A 17,451-nucleotide genomic window follows, 5' to 3' on the forward strand; every position below is an offset into this window, starting at 1 on the left:
CCTCCTAATCCAACGCGTCGTAATGGGCGTCATCCACTGGTTCCAACCATTCTGGAGTACCCGCCGTAATGGCGACGTGGCTAAACCAACTATCCTTGGTGGCACCGTGCCAATGCTTAACGCCGTCCTTAGTCACGACCACATCGCCAGGATGAAGCCGGCGTGCGGGTTGACTAGCTTCTTGATACCAGCCTTCGCCACCCGTGACCAGCAGGATTTGGAACCCATTGTGGTGAATGTGCCAGTTGTTCCGGCACCCCGGTTCAAAGGTCACATTACCCACACCAACACTGACATCGGGGTCATTGACCAGGCCCTGTAAGTAGCTTTGACCCGTGAAGACATCTTGGTAAGCCACGTTTTTTTCGCCAACTGGGAAGATGACGCCATTTTTCACATTTTCATTCCTTGCCATATTTTTTAGCCTCTTTAGTCTTGAAATTTTTGCAAGTAGTCGTGGAAGCTCTCAGCATCTGGAATCGAGTGATCAATTTTACCATCGTACCAGTCGATCTTGTGTCCTAAGACTTGTAAATGCATCTGCAATTCAGCAATATCGGCCTCGGCATCCACCTTGACCTGCTGGAGCATTGCCCGGCGTTCCGCGATGGTGCTGTCACCGGCGGCCCGCAAGCGCACGTATCGTTTCAGCTCGTTTAGTCGCATGCCGGTCCCTTTGAGATGTAAGATGAACCCGACCCACCGGATGTCTTGCGTCGTGTAGTAACGCACGCCGTTGCCATCTCGTTGGGGCCGAATCAAGCCCTGATCTTCATAATACCGTAACGTGTACGAAGACAAGCCCACCAACTTGGCGAACTCCCCAATACGATAATGCTGCTCTGCCATTGCTGACCCTCCTCTACTTGCTAACAAGACTAGTAAACACCTTCAAGTGCACTCTAAGGCAAGCGAAAATGACTAAAAAATTTGATTATTGGCGAATGACTTATTCAATGGTGGTAAATTGGTCGATGGCCAACTGCATGGTTTGGTCAAACCGCTGATCGACCTTCCGAGCTGGCAACCGCAAAAAGCCGCCAATTTCTTGAACGATGAAGCCAAATAGCGCCGACCGATACAGCGTGGACTCCACCAAGGCCGTGTTGCCGGCTTCATCTAAATGTAGGCTCTTGAACATCTGTTGATACAGGTCGACCAGCGCCTGGTGCGTAGCGGTCAATTGCTGCAAGTCATTGGGATTCAGTAACAATGGTGCTAAATGCTGTTGCTGCTTGCAGCCTGCCCGGAATTCCTGGGCAAAGACCCAGAGTGCTTCCTTTCCAGCAACCCCGACTAACCGCCGCATCAAGCGATCCGCAATCTCATTGACAAAGGTGACCCCTACTTGGTCCAGCAAATCATTTAAACTGTCAACATAGTTATAAACAGACTGGGGCCGCACGTCGAGTCGCCCCGCCAACGCGCGAATCGTCAGGTGACTCAGCCCCTCACTGGCAATGATGTCGTTGGCCTGATCCAAGACTTGTTCTCGCGATAATGTCCGTCGTTTTACCATTATTGTTCTCCCCCTCTAACATCTTGAGGTTATTATACCGTGAACGGCCGGCGAAATAAACTGGCCAACGGTGACGACTACCGACCCACAGCATACCGATAAATTCGGGAAAGATTTTACTTGCTTCAGCGACCATCATAGCATATAATCATCAGCAAGGATAGTTAATCCCGTTACAAATATATTTATAAAAAAGACGCCACCTGGCGATACCAGATGACGCCTTTCCTAACTATTCATGACGCCGATAAACAATCACGCCTAAACTACTAAACGCGAGTAATCCTAAACCAATCCAGAGAATAGCGGGGTGCTGCTGTTCGCCGGTTTGTGGCAACGTGTTCCCACTGTATGCTGGACTAGTCCCGTTCGCCGTGGCATGACCATTCTGTTGACCAGCCGCACCAGTAGTCGCCGATTGACTACCAGTAACGTTGCCAGTTACCGGGCCACTTGGAGTTACAGACGAGCCAGTCGTACTGCCCGCCGGCGTGGTGGCCGCGCCTGAATGACTCGGCTTCTGTGGCGTCGTTGGCTGCGTAACCGTTGGCTTTTGTGGCTTTTGTGGCTTTTGTGGCTTTTGCGGTTGCGTCACCGTTGGCTTCTGTGGCTTCTGTGGCTTCTGTGGCACTTCAGGCTTTTGTGGCACTTCAGGCTTCTGCGGTTCTTGTGGTACCTCAGGCTTTTGTGGTTCTTGAGGCGCCTCAGGGTTTTGCGGCTCACCTGGCGTGGGCGTACCAGGGCCTGGCTGTCCAGGATTTTCTGGATTTTCTGGTTCAACTGGCGTGGTTGGACCAGGGCCTGGTTGCCCAGGATTCTCCGGATTTTCTGGTTCAACTGGCGTCGTCGGACCAGGACCTGGTTGCCCAGGATTCTCCGGATTACCGCCTTCACCGGGACCTTCACTATTTTCCCGTTGGTCAGTTGCAAAGACTTCGACTGGTGTCGTCTGACCAGCCGTTATCGTAAATGGTAACGGCGTATCATTGAGGGCAAAGCCTGCTGGCGGTGTCGTTTCAACGAAGGCGTAATCACCAACCGGTAAGTTCTTGTAGACAATTTGGCCATCTGCATTGGTGACCAGATCACTGGCAACCACGGTCCCATCAGCCTTTTGCAACCGATAAACCGCGCCAGTCAACATTTCTTCTGTGCCAGTTGCTTGCTTGTTCAAGACGACTTCGCCAGTGCCGACTTCACCAGATCCGCTGCCGCTGCCGCCCCAAGCAATTTGCGACCCAACAGTCTTACCGTCCCAAGCGGCTTGATTGGTCCAACTGCCGCCATTATCCAGCGTTGTTGGCCGCGTTTGATAGGTCATGTTGATGGCGGTGGTGACGTTATCAAAGGTAAACGTTAACCGATTGCCATCTTGGCTCACGGTCGGCGTCGTCGTCCCGCTAGACACAAACGTACTCTTCGTGACATACTCCCCAGTTTCCGCTACCACGGAGCCGGGAATAAATTCTTGATTGGCCCCCAGCGTGTCCGTCACAACCGCGTGGCCCACGTTTTTACCAGTCGGATTAAACGCAATGTTCCAAGTCAACTTGGCTGGCGAACCATCTGGATTTTTCTCGCTGATCCAGCCAATCTTGTTCAATCCCCAGTCGTTGCCATCAGCATTCGTGACCGTCGTGCCTTTAACATAGAATTGTAACGTCCCGCGACGGTTAGTGCCGACCGAAGCAAACACATCGTTAAACATGATACTGCCAGTCGTTTCACCGGCCTTGATCGTAAAGATGCCAACCTCGTGACCCGTATCGTCTAGAATCGATACCGTGGTATCATGTTCCGCGACAGCGCCAGTTGGTAAATGAACGGTGGCCGTATCACCGGTCGCAATGGCCTGCCCATCGGGAATCGCCCAATTGTATTGGACTGAATAACTCGTCCACTTATCCAGTTGGCTGCCATTCGTCACTGGATTACCTTCAATATCTGTAATGGTGGCGTCGCCTGACTGAAGACCAGAGGTCAAGACCTCCGCCGCGTGAGCCGTGACGTTGTTCAACAGTAATCCCCCAACCAGGAAGACGGCCACAGTCACGACCAGACCGACCAGGGTCCGATAAATCTTCCTTCGCATCTGTAATCCTCCTCCAATCCATCAAAATTCTAACTAAATGTTCCTGACAATCCCACACCCTGTAGTCACTATAGCCGGGTTAGGACTGAAGGGGTTAGTGATTCAATTTGCTAACAACTGTTTTTGTCAACGCCCCACCCAACTGACAGATTTAATCGTTATTTGATTGACGGCGGCAGCGCTAAGTTGTCCACTAATGCCGGTATAACGCCATTTAGCCAACAAAAAACGCGCAATCATCATGATTACGCGTGCGTGCAAATTATCCAGTTGGTCATTTACTAACGGGACGATTTAGTCAAATTCTTCGTAGGTGTTGGGATCCTGGCCTTCGAGGCGCCCATCCGGCCGATTGAGTCCGTTGATGGCCCGCACTTCACCTGGCGTCAATTCGAAGTCAAAGAGGTCCAAATTGGTCCGTTGATGAGTCAGGTTGCGGGACTTGGGAATGGGCACGATGCCCCGTTGCGTGTGCCACCGTAAAATGATTTGGCCCACGTTTTTCCCGTATTTTTGTGCCAGTTGTTGAATCACTGGTTCCTGCAAGGCGGCACTGCCACGGCCCAAGGGGCTCCAAGCTTCGGTCACGATACCTCGTTGCTGATCAGCGGCCAGCATTTTTTCTTGTACCCAGTAGGGATGAATCTCAATTTGATTGACCGCCGGCGTCACACCGGTTTCGGTGATGAGCCGATCCAAATGTTCCGGTTCAAAGTTAGAAACGCCGATGGAGCGAATCAGCCCGCGCTGTTGCGCATCAATCATTGCCTGCCAAGCTTCAACGTAATGGTCGCGCTTGGGCAGTGGCCAATGAATCAAGTAGAGGTCAAAATAGTCCAGCCCCAGCCGGTACAGGGATTCCTGGATCGCCATCGTGGCATCCGCATACTGATGATACTTGCCTGGCAATTTGGACGTCACAAAGAAGTTCGCCCGGGGAATCCCGGACCGTCGAATCGCTTCTCCGACCGCACCTTCGTTGTCGTAGTTGGTTGCCGTGTCTAAACTGCGGTAGCCATCGTGAATGGCCGCTAAAATTTGGTTGACACCTTGGCCACCCCGAATTTGGAAGGTGCCCAGACCAATCGCGGGCATTTGATAGCCGTCGTTTAACGTTACATTGGGAATTGTCGTCATTAGAAAGCCTCCTGTAGAGTAATTACCAATAGGTTTAGCTTACCGCAACTATTTCCAGATGTGAACTATGCCGTCTGCCGATGGCGTTTGATCACTCGGTTCAACACCACTGCCAGGACCAAGGAAATCGCGGCGTATCCAGCGGCACCCCAGCTGATATGGTTGAGGCCCACGGTGCCTAGCATCCCCGAAGCCGTGGCGGACCCCAAGGAAATCCCAAAATTAAAGAAGATGGAGTTTAAAGACGAGGCTAAGACGGTGGATTGCGGGTAATCTTGTTCCGCAATATTCAGAAAATGAATCTGAATCGGGGAATTTAAAATGGTGACGATCAGGCTCAGTACTAACAGCATGCCAAGCCCCAGAAACTTGCTGGATAACCCCCATGGCAATAGTGCCAATAAAATCACGTCGGCAATGTAAAACCGTGGCATGACCCGTAAGCCGTTGCGTTCGGCCAGCATCCCCGAGAAGCGATTGCTGAGGATACTCATGATACCGATCAAGAACAGTAGCCAGTTTAAACTAGTCGTACTGAAGCCCAAGGCCGTTGTCAATAATGGTCGAATGTAGGTGTAGTATGCATACATGGTGGCGGCCGTAAACAGCACTAACGCGATGCCCACGATTACGCGGCGATCCTTTAGCAAGACCAGTTGGTTCTTCACACTCCCTTGAACCTGTTCCACCTGACGCGGCAATAACCAGCCCAGCAAGACACACGTGATGGCACTAATGATCGAAATCAGATAGAAGGCATCATGCCAGCTGTAACTGGTACTAATCGCCGTGCCAATGGGTACCCCAAAGACGGAGGCAATGCTAAATCCAGCGAAGATCCACGAGACCAAACCTGCCCGTTTCTCGCGCGGCGCAATGGTGCTGGCAAAGGTCATGATCAAAGAGATGATGGCGCCGGCCACCACGGCCGTGATGATTCGCGACACCAATAAAATCGGAAAACTCATGGCCAACCCACTGAGCGTGTTGCCGACCAAGAAAATACCCATCAAGGTCATCAGCGTTTTATAACGACTGAAACGGTTGGTCAAAATCGTAATAAACGGCGTGCTCACGGCATAGACGGTGGCAAAAATCGTCACCAAATAACCGACCGTCGCCACGGGGACCCGAAACTCCTGGGCGATGTCGGATAGGACCCCGACCACGATAAACTCATTGCACCCCAACATAAACGCGACTAAGACAAACACAATGGCTTGCCAACGATACTTGTTCATAAACGTTTTCCTCTGTTTTTCATAGATTTCTAATTACCAGATTACACTATTGGCGGCTAAATATTTAGCCAAACGACTCATTGATTTCGTGACGCCGTCGTCTGTGGACTGTCAATCGACTGATGCCGAGCAATCACGCGATTCAAGATGATGGCGACAATCAGAGATAACCCGGCAAACGCGGCGCCACCCAATCCCAGTCGATTGAGGCCGCCATGCGTTAGAACGATCGACGCGGTGGCCGACCCCACGGAAATACCAATATTAAAGAAGATGGCATTTAACGACGACGCCAGTAAGGTGGCCTGCGGGTAATCGGCTTCAGCCACATCTAAGAAGTGAATCTGAATTGGTGAATTGACCACGGAAATGATCAGCGTCAAAATCAAAAACAACCCAAAGCCAGTGACTTGATTGGTCATCGCTAACGGCAAGAGCAGTAACAACCCAATGTCGATCACGTAGAAGCGGGGCATGGTTTTCAACCCACTCCGTTCCGCCACCGTTCCGGACAGTCGGTTACCCAAGATGCTCATGATCCCCAGGACGAACAATAACCAATTTAATGCGGTGGTACTGAATCCCAGCCCAGTGGTCAACAACGGACGAATGTACGTGTAATAAGCGTATAGCGCGGCCGCCGAGAAAAGAATCAGCATGGCTCCCAAATAGATCCGTTTGTCTGTCAGTAAAACTAATTGCTCTTTGATACCACCCGGCGTCTGCGGTAAATGCCGTGGCAAGAGGAACGCCATCACGAGGCAGGTCACTAGACTAAGTATGGAAATCAAATGAAAAGCAACGTGCCAGCTGGTCGCCGTGCTAATCGCGGTTCCGATCGGCACCCCCACGACTGAAGCGATACTGAAGCCGGCAGCCAGCCACGAGATCAACATCGCCCGTTTGTGTCGCGGCGCAATGTCATTGGCAAATAAAATAATCAGCGACTCGATTGCCCCAGCAACCGCGGCCGTCAACATCCGTGAGACCAAAAACCAGCCATAGCTCGTGGCAAATCCACTCCAAGTATTGCCAATCAAAAAGATGAGTAATAACACCATCAGCGTTTTGTACCGGCTAAATCGGTTCGCGAGCACCGTAATCAGCGGCGTACTAATTGCATAAACGATGGCAAAAATCGTCACCAAATATCCCGCCGTCGCTACCGTCACCCGCAAGGACCGCGCGATGTCAGAAATCACGCCGACGACCATAAATTCATTACAACCCAACATAAACGCCACTAGAACTAAGGCACTGGCTTGCCACCGGTATTTTGTCATGGATGAACCTCCGTCTCATTTTTACTTGATTCCTTCTAGCGTACCTTATTTTTCAGTCAAAATGGTCAGAAAAAAACATTTTGCCCAAATTTCTCAGCAAAATGTCCGTTAATTGTCATTCAATTTACGCCTCGACGCCAACCGTTAATTGATTCAGCGCCTCTTCAAATTCCGTAATACCAGTCCCAGCCACCGAAGACAACTGAAAGATTTGTTGAACGCCGGCATTTTTCAGCCGCTCTTCGGCATATGTAATTTGTTCAGGACTGGCAGCGTCGATCTTGGAGACCACACCAATCGTTTTAACTGGAAACATCGTCGTAAAAGCTGGCGGGAAGACGGCGCGCTGATCAAGTGCACTTTGAATGGCGACAATGACCTTGGCCCCTACCGACAGCGTCATCAGTGAGGGATATAGATAGCGATGTTCCACGAATTCACCTGGGGTATCAATGATACTACCCCGGAATTCAACCGCTTGTGTCTTGTCATAACTAATTGTTTCATGATGTAGTCGTTGAACCAGCGTGGTTTTACCACACCCAATGGCGCCTACAAACATTGCCTTTCTCATTGCACTCAGCGTCCCTTCACCTTCAGTTATCCTGATCATACATGGCGATACCAATCGGCGTGACGAACTGCGGGAACTTGGGCTTCACAGCCGTGGTTCCCAATGCCTTACTAAATGTCTTGATGAAGTCTTTAAAGTTAATAGCCCCACCCACAACAATGACTGGTTGTTGCGGTCGACCGTCAGTAGCCGAGCTGGTAATCGCCGCCATTTTTTCAACGACTGGTCGAATCGTGGCAAATACCTCAGTTTCACGGGACACATCTCGTTTGACCTTTTCAGCCTCATCCATAGACCAGTGATTGTGTCCCGCCAATACCAAGGTCATATGCGACCCACCGGTGGCCTCATCCGTCACATAGACCAGTCGTTTACGCTTAAAAATACTGATGCCAGTGGTCCCACCACCGATATCAACGACGGTACCATCCTTCAGGTGTAAGAATTTGGCCGCAGCGGTTGGTTCGTCGACGACTGCTCGGCACTCAAAGCCGGCGGATTCAATGACGTTAGACACGATTTTAGCACTGCCATCCCCAGTTCCAGGTGGAATTGCCCCACAGGCCGTGGTCAGTGGTTGGCCGAGAATGTCTTCTGCTTGTTGCTTGAGCCGCATCAAGATGCGCACGGAATCCATGAAGTTCACGACCAAGCCGTCGCGGACAGCGTGATCGTATTCAAAGTTCCCATAGATGACCTCGTTGTCTTGGTCCAACACCACCATCACAATGGAAGAAGTCCCCAAGTCAATTCCCACGCGTAACGTATCTTCCGCCGTTACATCCCGGGTCGCGTGATCACCGTTGACGATTTCTGCAAATTGGCTCAACTGTTGATTGGCCGTTTCTAATAAGTTCGGTTTTTTCGTTAGCACATCTGTCACCTCACTATCAAGATTTCACTAAGTTACTGTAGACACAGCGCCTTGCCCAAGGCCGGATGTTGCTTAAAGAATGCTTGTGAATAAGGGCATCCCGCAACAATACTTAAGCCAAATAACCGGGCAATCATCACCAATTTCAACATCAATTGACTGGCCAAGCCCTGGCGCTCAAATCCCGGTTCAATGGTGACACCTGAGATGACCAATAAGCCTGTGCTCCATTGGAACGTCGCTTGACCGACCTGCTTATCCTGTTGTAACAGCCGAATTTTATCTGTTCCAATTTGAAAGGTCAGTCGAGACGTTGCTACCGTTTCTCCTGGCATCGCTGCAATCAAATTGTCGATTGCCATTTTCAAGAACGGTAAGACCGAATCGTCCGTCAATATCTCATGATCCGCAAACAGCCGACGGACATCACTAATATAGATTTCAGTGGGCTGAACTGGTTGCATGCCCAAGACTAGCGCCAACTGTTTGAGTTGTTGACTGGCACTCAGGCCACCCAACTTACCCGTAGATACTGACGCAATCAACACTGGTTTGTGTTCCCACAAGCTCCCCTGATACGATACCGAGGCAATGTCCAAGGCGTTTTTCAAGCATCCGGGGATCCCGCGGTTAATCTCTGGCGTGACGATGCAAAAGGCATCCATCCGTTGAATCTGATCCTTGAATGCCTGACAAGCGTCCTGTTCGCGACGACTCAAATGGTCATGAAGCAACGGCAGATGGGCAATCGAAATAGGCTCGGCCAGTACCGTATTGGGTACCAACAATCCCAGATTGCGAGCGACCTTACGCGCATAAGATTCTGCTCGTAGACTACCAGCTAATAATCCAATTCGTTTCAAATTTCTCACACCTTCTTCAACGTTCCTCTTGTCTGATAAAAAATCCCAACGACCTAGGCGCAAAAATACCTAGTCATCGGGAATTTTTCATGCCAAATCTGATGTTAAGTAGATTCGTTGCAATCGTTGGATCACCGAGGGCGACAACCCAACGAAGTCAACTAGGTATGGTTTGATGCCACCGAATTCACCGTTGATCAATGTCATCGCTTGATCAAAATAATCCAGCGATACCGTTGATAAATCAATAATCGATGACTGAAAGTTAGCGTTCATCCCTTGGCGTTGGGACTCGCGGACACGTTGCACGATTCGCGGCAGACAGAACTGGTTGGTCAACAAGTAGTCCTGCTTCAACTGCTGCGTCGAGACACCCAACGCACCTAGCAACAACAAGGCGCACAGCCCAGTTCGATCCTTACCAGACGTACAGTGGAACAGGACCGTGTTGTCCGCGCCAACAGTTGCCAACAGTTCAAAGAACCGTCGATAAGCGCGACGAGGTTGTTGCTGTAAGACCAGTCGCCGGTAAACACGTAACATTCGCCGCCGCCCGTTGTTGGCATCGGCTGAATAGTAGGCATTTAGCTGCTGAATGGTTTGAGTACTCTCTGTCTCGTCATCGTCAAAGAGTGGCAAATGACAGACGCGAATCGTGCTCGGCAATTGATCAGGCGCTGGCTGCCATTCTGCTCGCGACCGCGTGTCAATGACTGTAGACACGCCATAATCGACTAGCCGTTGTTGATCTGCCGGCGTTAGGTGAGCCAGACTACCTGACCGTAGGAGTCGATGATCACGCACCCGCAGATGACCCACCGAATAGCCCCCCAACTCACGGACATTGAGAGCACTTGCTAAGGGTATTACTCGTTGTGTCAGCATTTACACCACTCCATTAAGTCCGCGTAATGTCAGTCACATCAAAGCCTAGCAGATCTCGCAAGGTGGTGACCACTTTGCGTAAGGCGGCGTCCACTTCGGAAACCTCGCCAACGATCACGACCGAGCCACTAAAGCGGTCGATAAATCCCAATTCGACGCTACTGGCTTTTGTGGCGATATCGCCGGCAATGATCGACGTTTCGCTAGGCGTAATCGTTAAAATACCTAAAGCATTTTTGTCCGTCTGGATACCCAGTTTTTCAAAAATATCCGGTGTCGGGTTAGCAATGATGTGGGCTAGCGTGACCTGTTTACCAGGAACATACTCTTGAATTGAACGCGCAATATCTCGAGCCAATCCGTCCACCTTCTCCTAACTGTCTAAGACTTTCTCTGTTTCCCGGGCAATAACTAATTCTTCGTTCGTTGGGATGACCAAGACCTTCACACGACTATCAGCCGCAGAAATATCGAGATCATTATCCTGGTTCGCGTCTGCATCGATCTTCACGCCCAAGTACCCCAAAGCCGCGCAGACCCGTTCACGAATCGGTGCTGAATGTTCGCCGACACCCGCCGTGAAGACCAGCGTCTGCAAGCCACCCAGGTCAGCCGTGTACGCCGCAATATAGGTTTGAATCTGGTGTACGTACACTTGCAAGGCTAACTCGGCACGCTTATTGCCATCCGCTTCTGCTTTAAGCACATCTCGAACGTCATTGGAAACGCCCGAGAGGCCCAGCAGACCAGATTTATGATTTAAGATCTGACGAACATCCGCCGCACTAAGATCTTCCTTTTCTGCCAGGAACGGCAAAATGTTAGGGTCAACATCTCCTGAACGTGTCCCCATGACCAGACCGGCCAGGGGCGTAAAGCCCATCGACGTGTTCACCGACTTGCCGTCCTTGATGGCACAAACACTGGCACCATTGCCCAAGTGACAGGAAATAATCTTCCGAGAAAAGTCACGATCGTAGCGCCGATTGACCTCACTGTAAATGTACTGGTGAGACTGCCCGTGAAATCCGTACCGCCGAATACCATATTTTTCGTAGTATTCAAATGGCAGCGCATACATATATGCCTTTGACGGAATCGTGCTATGAAATGAGGTATCGAAGACCGCCACTTCACGCGCGTCTGGCAGAAGCTTTTCGAACGCTTCGATTCCCAACAGGTTAACCGGATTGTGTAAAGGTGACATGTCCGAGAGTTCATCAATCTTCTGTTGGACCACCGGTGTGATCTCGGTTGATTGTGTATAGTCGCGGCCACCATGGGCAACCCGATGGCCAATCCCAACGATTTCTGACTTGTCTCGAATCGCACCACTGTCTAGCAGTGCGTCCGTGACCAGTTGGACCGCTTCCGTATGATTCTGGACAGCTTGAACCGATTTATGTTTTGTGCCCTGATATTCATAAGTAAAAATACAATCGGAATGGCCGATTCGGTCAACCAAGCCACTGATCACAACGTCTTCTGCCGGCATGGCGTACAATTTGAATTTCAACGAGGAGCTCCCCGCATTAACAGATAAGATTTTTGGCATACGTCATCTTTCCTTCTATCTCCAGAATATTTACCGAATCACTTTCCGGTAAATGGCCTTCAGATCATCATCAGATGGGATGACTGGATTGCCAGGGAACGTCGCGTCCAACTTAGCGTCCTCAATGACAACTTGCGTCTTAGCTTCAGCGTCTTTGACATCGACACCAAAGGCCCGTAACGTTTGCGGACAATCCATTTGAATCATCATCTGACGGATCCGTGAGAGCAACCGTTGAATCGTCAACCGATCACTCAAGCCGTGGGAAGCCAACCCGGCTTTGCGAATTGCTGCAGCATACTTATGCAATGCCAGGTCAGAGTGTTTGGCATTGTAAGCCACAACGTGTGGCAAAAGCATTGCACAAGCTAAGCCATGAGGCACGTGGAAGTTGGCCCCCAATTGATGGGCCATCGCGTGGCAGAATCCTAAGCCGGCGTTGGTAAATGCCATCCCGGCACCACAAGAAATCTCGTGGATCGTCTTGCGTTTCTCAACGTCATCCCCATGTTTATAGCAGTCTACCAAATCATGGGTAATCACGTCAATGCCCTTTTCGGCTAAGGCATCAGTGATCGTGTTAGCCCCCTTAGAGACCAGCGCTTCCAGCGAATGAGTCAATACATCCAGCCCAGAGTAAGCAGTCACACTCTTTGGTGCCGTCATGACCAGCTGTGGATCCAGCAAGGCAACGTCTGGCGTCAGATATTGTTCACTCAATGGCACCTTGGTCTTGTTCTTGGTATCTGAGACCACGGCAATGTTAGTGACTTCAGAACCAGTTCCACTAGTGGTTGGAATGGCCACGAAGTTTTCCAAATGACTGTGATTGATCTTTTCACCGAAGAAGCGAATGGCTTTCCCAGTATCAATCGCTGAGCCGCCACCGATACCGATCATGACGTCTGGCTTAACCTCATTGAACTGTGATACCCCCGCCATAATGCTATCCAATGGCGGATCAGGCTTCACGTCTGAGAAGACACTCACCTGATTAGACTGATCAATGCGTTGCCGAATGCCCTTTAACGTGGGAGTACCCGGTAGAAATGAGTCGCACACCATCAGAATATGCTTATTGCGTAATCGTTTCAACCAGTCAAGACTGTCGACCCCGGAGAATACCTTAGTTGGAATTTGAAATTCTTCCATAATCTAAGCCTCCCAGTTTCTCAACGAAAATCCTTCTGGACTAGTGAAGCGGCGGCGACGGGTAAAGGTCTTGGTCGTTGTCGTCCCTTCACCGGTTGGTGTCGCAATCGTAAATGCTGCGGCGCCAGTAAAGTAACCATCATCGCCAACCCCCGTTGCGGCAAAGGTTGGTCCGTTGGCAACGAAGATCGAGGTGTTCATTCGATGAGCCGCTTGGTTAATGTGTGGCATGTTTTCGGAGTGAATGGAAGCCGTGTGGTGATGGCCACCTTCAACCTCAACCGCCGTTTGTAAGACAGCCTTAAAGTCAGGGCAACTAACGATTGGCAAGATTGGCATCAACATTTCTGTCGTAACCAATGGATGGTCCTTAGCCGCTTCAAAGATGATCACTTTCGGATCGCCGGTGTAAGAAATCTTAGCGGCGTCCAAGATAAACGTGGCATCCTTCCCGATGTACTTCCGGCTCGGCGTCCCATTATCTTGAATGGTCATCTTAGCTAACGTGGCAATTTGGTCTTGGTCCGTGACTAAGAAGGCCCCGTCGGCTTGCATCTTTTGAATCAGTTCGTCTTTGACACTTGATTCGACAACGACTTCTTTTTCAGCCGTGCACAGAATGTTGTTGTCAAAGGCACAGGAGGTCACCAGATCATGCGCTGCCAAATCAATGTTGGCCGTTTGATCAACCATTGCTGGTGGGTTCCCAGCGCCAGCACCAATAGCTTTCTTCCCACTGATCAAGGCTTGGTGAACCACTGCTGGACCGCCAGTAACCGCGAGCATGGCGATATCTGGATGGTGCATCATTTCCTGAACAGATTCAATTGATGGCACTTCCAGAGAAACGACCATGTTCTTCATCCCAGTTGCCTTTTCAACATACTTGTTGAGGTGTTCGATCATCCAACGCGTAATGTTCTTAGCGCCTGGATGGGCTCCGAAGAACAGGGTATTCCCACCAGAAAGCATCATGATGGAATTGTTGATGACCGTTTCACCAGGGTTCGTGCTTGGTCCCACGACCCCAATGACACCGAATGGCGTGTATTCATACATCGTCATCCCACCGTCACCGGTCTTGACTTCGGGATCCAACAGCTCAACGCCGGGTGTATTGAACAGGGCGTTCTTCAGCTTGGACTCCTTGGCGGAAACAGTTCCCATGCCAGTCTCATCTTTAATGGCCTGCGCAATTTCTTTCAAGTGAGGACCGAAACCATCTTTAATTGCTTGAATGACTTTACGCCGGAAAACCAATGGCTTATCGGCATAAATTTCTTGTGCTTGCTTGGCAGCAGCAACCGCATCGTCCACCGTCTTAAAGATTCCGTTACCAAGTCCTTCAGGTTGTGCTGACTCGGTAGCTGGTTCGGCATCCGTCGTCGATTGCTTAGCCAACTCTTCTTTCAAAATTTTCCGAATTGTTTGCTCTAAATCACTCGTCTGCATATCTCCGTCACACTTCCTTTAAAAATTCCTGGACGGCTGCTTCGCAAATCGCCTGGTCTTGTTCAACCCGGCCACCGCTAACGCCAATCGCCCCGATCAATTTACCATCAACACGGAGCGGAATGCCTCCCGGAAAGGAAACCAGCTTACCGTCAAGCATGGTTTCCATTTGATACAACGGTCCGCCCGGCTGAATATCTTGACTGATATCCTTCGTCGGTTCTTGCATGGCAATTGCGGACCAGGCCTTCTTGGGTGCCAGTAATGCGCCTGCTAAAATACCATTGGGCATGTGATACTGTAGTTGCACAGTCGTCGTGATGTCCATCAAGCAAATCGTGACGCCGACATCCAATGAATTGGCCTTCGCCACGGCAGCATCAACGACCCGTTCCATCTTTTTCAGATCAAACAATTGCGCGGTCGTTTGCTTGGCCAAAGTCTTTTTAACAATTTGACTGAGTTGTTGCGCATCCATCATGATCTCTCCTTCACCGCTTGTCGGTAACGCTTAATAACTTGATCTTCAATCTTCTGCAACTGCTGTTCATGATCTTCTGAACGCGCAATGATGTAGAAGAAATCTGACAGCCGATTGACGTACTGCTCAATCTCTGGTCGCACAAAGTTATCTTGCATAAAAGCCACCAGCAAACGTTCCGCCCGCCGGCAGACTGTCCGGCAAACGTGAAGTTGTGCCCCAGCGGTACTGGACCCCGGTAAAATGAAGCTGTCCACCTTAGGCAAGCTAGCGGTGTATTCATCAATAGCGTGCTCTAAGAACTGAACATCTTCTACTGTGATCATGCGGCTATTCTGCTGAAAGGTGGTTGCATGGCGCGTTGCAATTTCTCCTTGAAGGAAGAACATATGGTACTCAACCCACTGAAGGAGCTCAACGTTCCGCGGTATCTGACAGAACTTGTCAGCCAAACTGACATTAGCGTTCAGTTCATCAAACGTCCCATACACATCCACTCGGAGCGAATTCTTGGAGACCCGTTGACCGTCATACAGACTCGTGGATCCCTTGTCGCCACCTTTAGTATAAATTGGCATTGCCATCATCTCCTTCAATCAGACATCGATACTATCAATAATGCCGACAATTGAACAATCGTTGACATCCTTTTGCACATCATTGACCGTGGCGTGCCGTGCACCGGCACCACGGACGAGTAATACCCGTTCACCGATCCCAGCGCCAACCATATCAGCCGCCACTTCTTGCGAACGCGTCGGCTGCTCGTCGGCATTAATCGGCTGAACGATCATCAACTTGCGGCCGACTAATGAAGGATCTTTTTGCGTTGCAACGACGCTACCAATTACTTTTGCCATATACAATCTTCATCAGTCCTAACCTGTTTAGTGATGTGCTTTTGTGCCATTACGGTCAATGCCTCTACCGTTAAGCGTTGCGTTGGTGAGACCACTAACAGCGTGTGGTCAGGTAAGGCCGCAATCTCTGCGCGACCAATGCTACGCTGGTAAAATGCTTTCACTAACTGCGTCGACCCGATCTCAAACGTTACTGGCCAGTCACGCAACATTTTTAGCGGAATGAAGTTCACCATGTTGGCATTGATTTGAAAGGTAAAATGCACATCGTAACTAATGCCCTTCAGTAACCAAGCCACCCACGGCTCTTGTTTTTTGACCTGATACAAATCCAACAACAACGCAATCGTCATGCCCTGCAAAGTAATCTGCCCAAAATCAATCAATGTTCGTTCACTTGGTAATGGGCCCCGTTCGGAGTAGGGAATCGCTTTCATTTTGGTTTTTCGTTCCGCGATTCGCTTGAGAACTTCTGCAATCACACGGTCCATTCGTCGTCACCAACTTTCATGATTAAAATGTCGACTGGACTCTCGGAATGATGTGGGCCACTGTCGTTGGTTTGACATTAGCCGCACTGGCTTCATCCGTATCCAGATGCATTTCAAGGGTAAAGTCCTTCCGCGGCCGGGCAATGACATCATCGTAAATCGTATGACGACCGTCCGAGTTGATTTCAACCATCATCGTGTCACCCAGTTTGACCCCAAAACGCTTGGCGTCCTCTAAGCTCATGTGAATGTGCCGCTTAGCCACGATCACACCTTGGACCGTGACCTCACCGTCTTTAGTCCGCAACTTCACTGATGGTGTCCCATCCAAGTGTCCCGACAATCTAATCGGTGCTGGAACCCCTAACGTAAACGTCTCAGAATTTGCGATTTCAACTTGTGAGTGTGACCGGCAAGGCCCTAAGACCCGCACGTGTTTGATGGTGCCCTTAGGCCCGATAATATCGCAAGTTTGCTTTGAAGCGAACTCACCAGGCTGTTTCAATTGCTTGAACTTTTCCATCTGCTGGCCAGGAAAGAGTTGGTCAAAGTCTGCTTGAGACAAATGGATATGATGATTTGAAATGCCAATCGGAATAGCATTCGGATCTGCGTTAGTGTCAGCGCATTCCGTCACAATCTGCCGAATCAAAGACCGTAAATTTTCTTCAGTCAATTCCATAAGTAATCATCCAATCTTCTAACATTACTTGCCGCTTGGTAAAATTTCCTCAACTTCGGAATGTGGACGAGGAATGACGTAAGAGGTCACAACTTCCCCAACATTTTCACCGGCTTGAACGCCAGCATCGACAGCAGCTTTAACGGCACCAACATCACCGCGAACCATTACCGTAACCAGCCCGCTCCCAATCTTTTCTTGCCCAATCATGGAAACATTTGCCGCTTTGACCATGGCATCGGCCGCTTCAATAGAGGCAACTAAGCCTTTGGTTTCAATCATTCCAAGTGCGTTATTCATGATAAATTCC

21 protein-coding genes are annotated in these 17,451 nt (G+C 50.1%); all 21 read right to left on the reverse strand.

Annotated features, from left to right (window positions below):
• Positions 1 to 4: 4 nt before the first annotated feature.
• The 21 genes from EKM83_RS02420 to EKM83_RS02520 all read right to left on the reverse strand — a co-directional run bounded on the left by EKM83_RS02420 (position 5) and on the right by EKM83_RS02520 (position 17,444).
• Positions 5 to 415, reverse strand: coding sequence for a cupin domain-containing protein (locus EKM83_RS02420; protein WP_125575050.1), 411 nt, complete (start codon positions 413 to 415; stop codon positions 5 to 7).
• Positions 416 to 429: 14 nt separating this feature from the next.
• A complete protein-coding gene (locus tag EKM83_RS02425; RefSeq protein ID WP_125575051.1) occupies positions 430 to 849 on the reverse strand; it encodes a MerR family transcriptional regulator in 420 nt (139 codons plus the stop codon).
• A gap of 100 nt (positions 850 to 949) precedes the next feature.
• Entirely contained in the window at positions 950 to 1,519 is a 570-nt protein-coding gene (locus EKM83_RS02430) for a TetR/AcrR family transcriptional regulator (protein WP_125575052.1), read from the reverse strand.
• A gap of 232 nt (positions 1,520 to 1,751) precedes the next feature.
• Positions 1,752 to 3,611 carry an LPXTG cell wall anchor domain-containing protein gene (locus EKM83_RS02435; protein WP_125575053.1) on the reverse strand — a complete coding sequence of 620 codons (1,860 nt, stop codon included), beginning with the start codon at positions 3,609 to 3,611 and terminating at the stop codon, positions 1,752 to 1,754.
• 294 nt (positions 3,612 to 3,905) lie between these two features.
• Complete coding sequence (locus tag EKM83_RS02440; protein WP_125575054.1) at positions 3,906 to 4,748, reverse strand: aldo/keto reductase; 843 nt, start codon at positions 4,746 to 4,748, stop codon at positions 3,906 to 3,908.
• A gap of 65 nt (positions 4,749 to 4,813) precedes the next feature.
• Entirely contained in the window at positions 4,814 to 5,989 is a 1,176-nt protein-coding gene (locus tag EKM83_RS02445; protein WP_125575055.1) for an MFS transporter, read from the reverse strand.
• 77 nt (positions 5,990 to 6,066) lie between these two features.
• Positions 6,067 to 7,272, reverse strand: a complete 1,206-nt coding sequence (locus EKM83_RS02450) for an MFS transporter (protein ID WP_125575056.1) — start codon at positions 7,270 to 7,272, stop codon at positions 6,067 to 6,069.
• 124 nt (positions 7,273 to 7,396) lie between these two features.
• Positions 7,397 to 7,846, reverse strand: a complete 450-nt coding sequence (locus EKM83_RS02455; RefSeq protein WP_125575057.1) for a EutP/PduV family microcompartment system protein — start codon at positions 7,844 to 7,846, stop codon at positions 7,397 to 7,399.
• A 22-nt stretch (positions 7,847 to 7,868) separates the two neighbouring features.
• Entirely contained in the window at positions 7,869 to 8,720 is an 852-nt protein-coding gene (eutJ, locus tag EKM83_RS02460) for an ethanolamine utilization protein EutJ (protein ID WP_125575058.1), read from the reverse strand.
• A 32-nt stretch (positions 8,721 to 8,752) separates the two neighbouring features.
• Positions 8,753 to 9,583 carry an NAD(P)H-dependent oxidoreductase gene (locus EKM83_RS02465; RefSeq protein WP_164505567.1) on the reverse strand — a complete coding sequence of 277 codons (831 nt, stop codon included), beginning with the start codon at positions 9,581 to 9,583 and terminating at the stop codon, positions 8,753 to 8,755.
• Between the two features lie 87 nt (positions 9,584 to 9,670).
• Positions 9,671 to 10,468: a tyrosine-protein phosphatase gene (locus EKM83_RS02470; protein WP_125575060.1), complete on the reverse strand. Its 798-nt coding sequence runs from the start codon at positions 10,466 to 10,468 to the stop codon at positions 9,671 to 9,673.
• Positions 10,469 to 10,481: 13 nt separating this feature from the next.
• Positions 10,482 to 10,826: a BMC domain-containing protein gene (locus EKM83_RS02475; RefSeq protein ID WP_125575061.1), complete on the reverse strand. Its 345-nt coding sequence runs from the start codon at positions 10,824 to 10,826 to the stop codon at positions 10,482 to 10,484.
• A 15-nt stretch (positions 10,827 to 10,841) separates the two neighbouring features.
• Positions 10,842 to 12,023, reverse strand: coding sequence for an acetate/propionate family kinase (locus EKM83_RS02480; RefSeq protein WP_125575062.1), 1,182 nt, complete (start codon positions 12,021 to 12,023; stop codon positions 10,842 to 10,844).
• A 30-nt stretch (positions 12,024 to 12,053) separates the two neighbouring features.
• Entirely contained in the window at positions 12,054 to 13,175 is a 1,122-nt protein-coding gene (locus EKM83_RS02485) for a 1-propanol dehydrogenase PduQ (RefSeq protein WP_125575063.1), read from the reverse strand.
• A gap of 3 nt (positions 13,176 to 13,178) precedes the next feature.
• Complete coding sequence (locus tag EKM83_RS02490) at positions 13,179 to 14,627, reverse strand: aldehyde dehydrogenase family protein (protein WP_125575064.1); 1,449 nt, start codon at positions 14,625 to 14,627, stop codon at positions 13,179 to 13,181.
• Between the two features lie 7 nt (positions 14,628 to 14,634).
• Positions 14,635 to 15,105: a GlcG/HbpS family heme-binding protein gene (locus tag EKM83_RS02495; RefSeq protein WP_125575065.1), complete on the reverse strand. Its 471-nt coding sequence runs from the start codon at positions 15,103 to 15,105 to the stop codon at positions 14,635 to 14,637.
• Positions 15,105 to 15,686: a cob(I)yrinic acid a,c-diamide adenosyltransferase gene (locus tag EKM83_RS02500; protein ID WP_125575066.1), complete on the reverse strand. Its 582-nt coding sequence runs from the start codon at positions 15,684 to 15,686 to the stop codon at positions 15,105 to 15,107. Before EKM83_RS02500 ends, EKM83_RS02495 begins: the two co-directional genes overlap by 1 nt.
• Positions 15,687 to 15,704: 18 nt before the next feature.
• Complete coding sequence (locus EKM83_RS02505) at positions 15,705 to 15,968, reverse strand: EutN/CcmL family microcompartment protein (protein WP_125575067.1); 264 nt, start codon at positions 15,966 to 15,968, stop codon at positions 15,705 to 15,707.
• Positions 15,956 to 16,459, reverse strand: coding sequence for a PduM family microcompartment protein (gene pduM, locus EKM83_RS02510; protein WP_125575068.1), 504 nt, complete (start codon positions 16,457 to 16,459; stop codon positions 15,956 to 15,958). The genes EKM83_RS02505 and pduM overlap by 13 nt, the downstream gene beginning before the upstream one ends.
• 22 nt (positions 16,460 to 16,481) lie before the next feature.
• A complete protein-coding gene (locus EKM83_RS02515; protein ID WP_125575130.1) occupies positions 16,482 to 17,135 on the reverse strand; it encodes a phosphate propanoyltransferase in 654 nt (217 codons plus the stop codon).
• 30 nt (positions 17,136 to 17,165) lie between these two features.
• Positions 17,166 to 17,444: a BMC domain-containing protein gene (locus tag EKM83_RS02520; protein ID WP_318531771.1), complete on the reverse strand. Its 279-nt coding sequence runs from the start codon at positions 17,442 to 17,444 to the stop codon at positions 17,166 to 17,168.
• Between the last annotated feature and the right edge of the window lie 7 nt (positions 17,445 to 17,451).

The sequence above is a fragment of the Levilactobacillus angrenensis genome, from assembly GCF_003946085.1.
In the GTDB taxonomy this organism is placed as follows: domain Bacteria; phylum Bacillota; class Bacilli; order Lactobacillales; family Lactobacillaceae; genus Levilactobacillus; species Levilactobacillus angrenensis.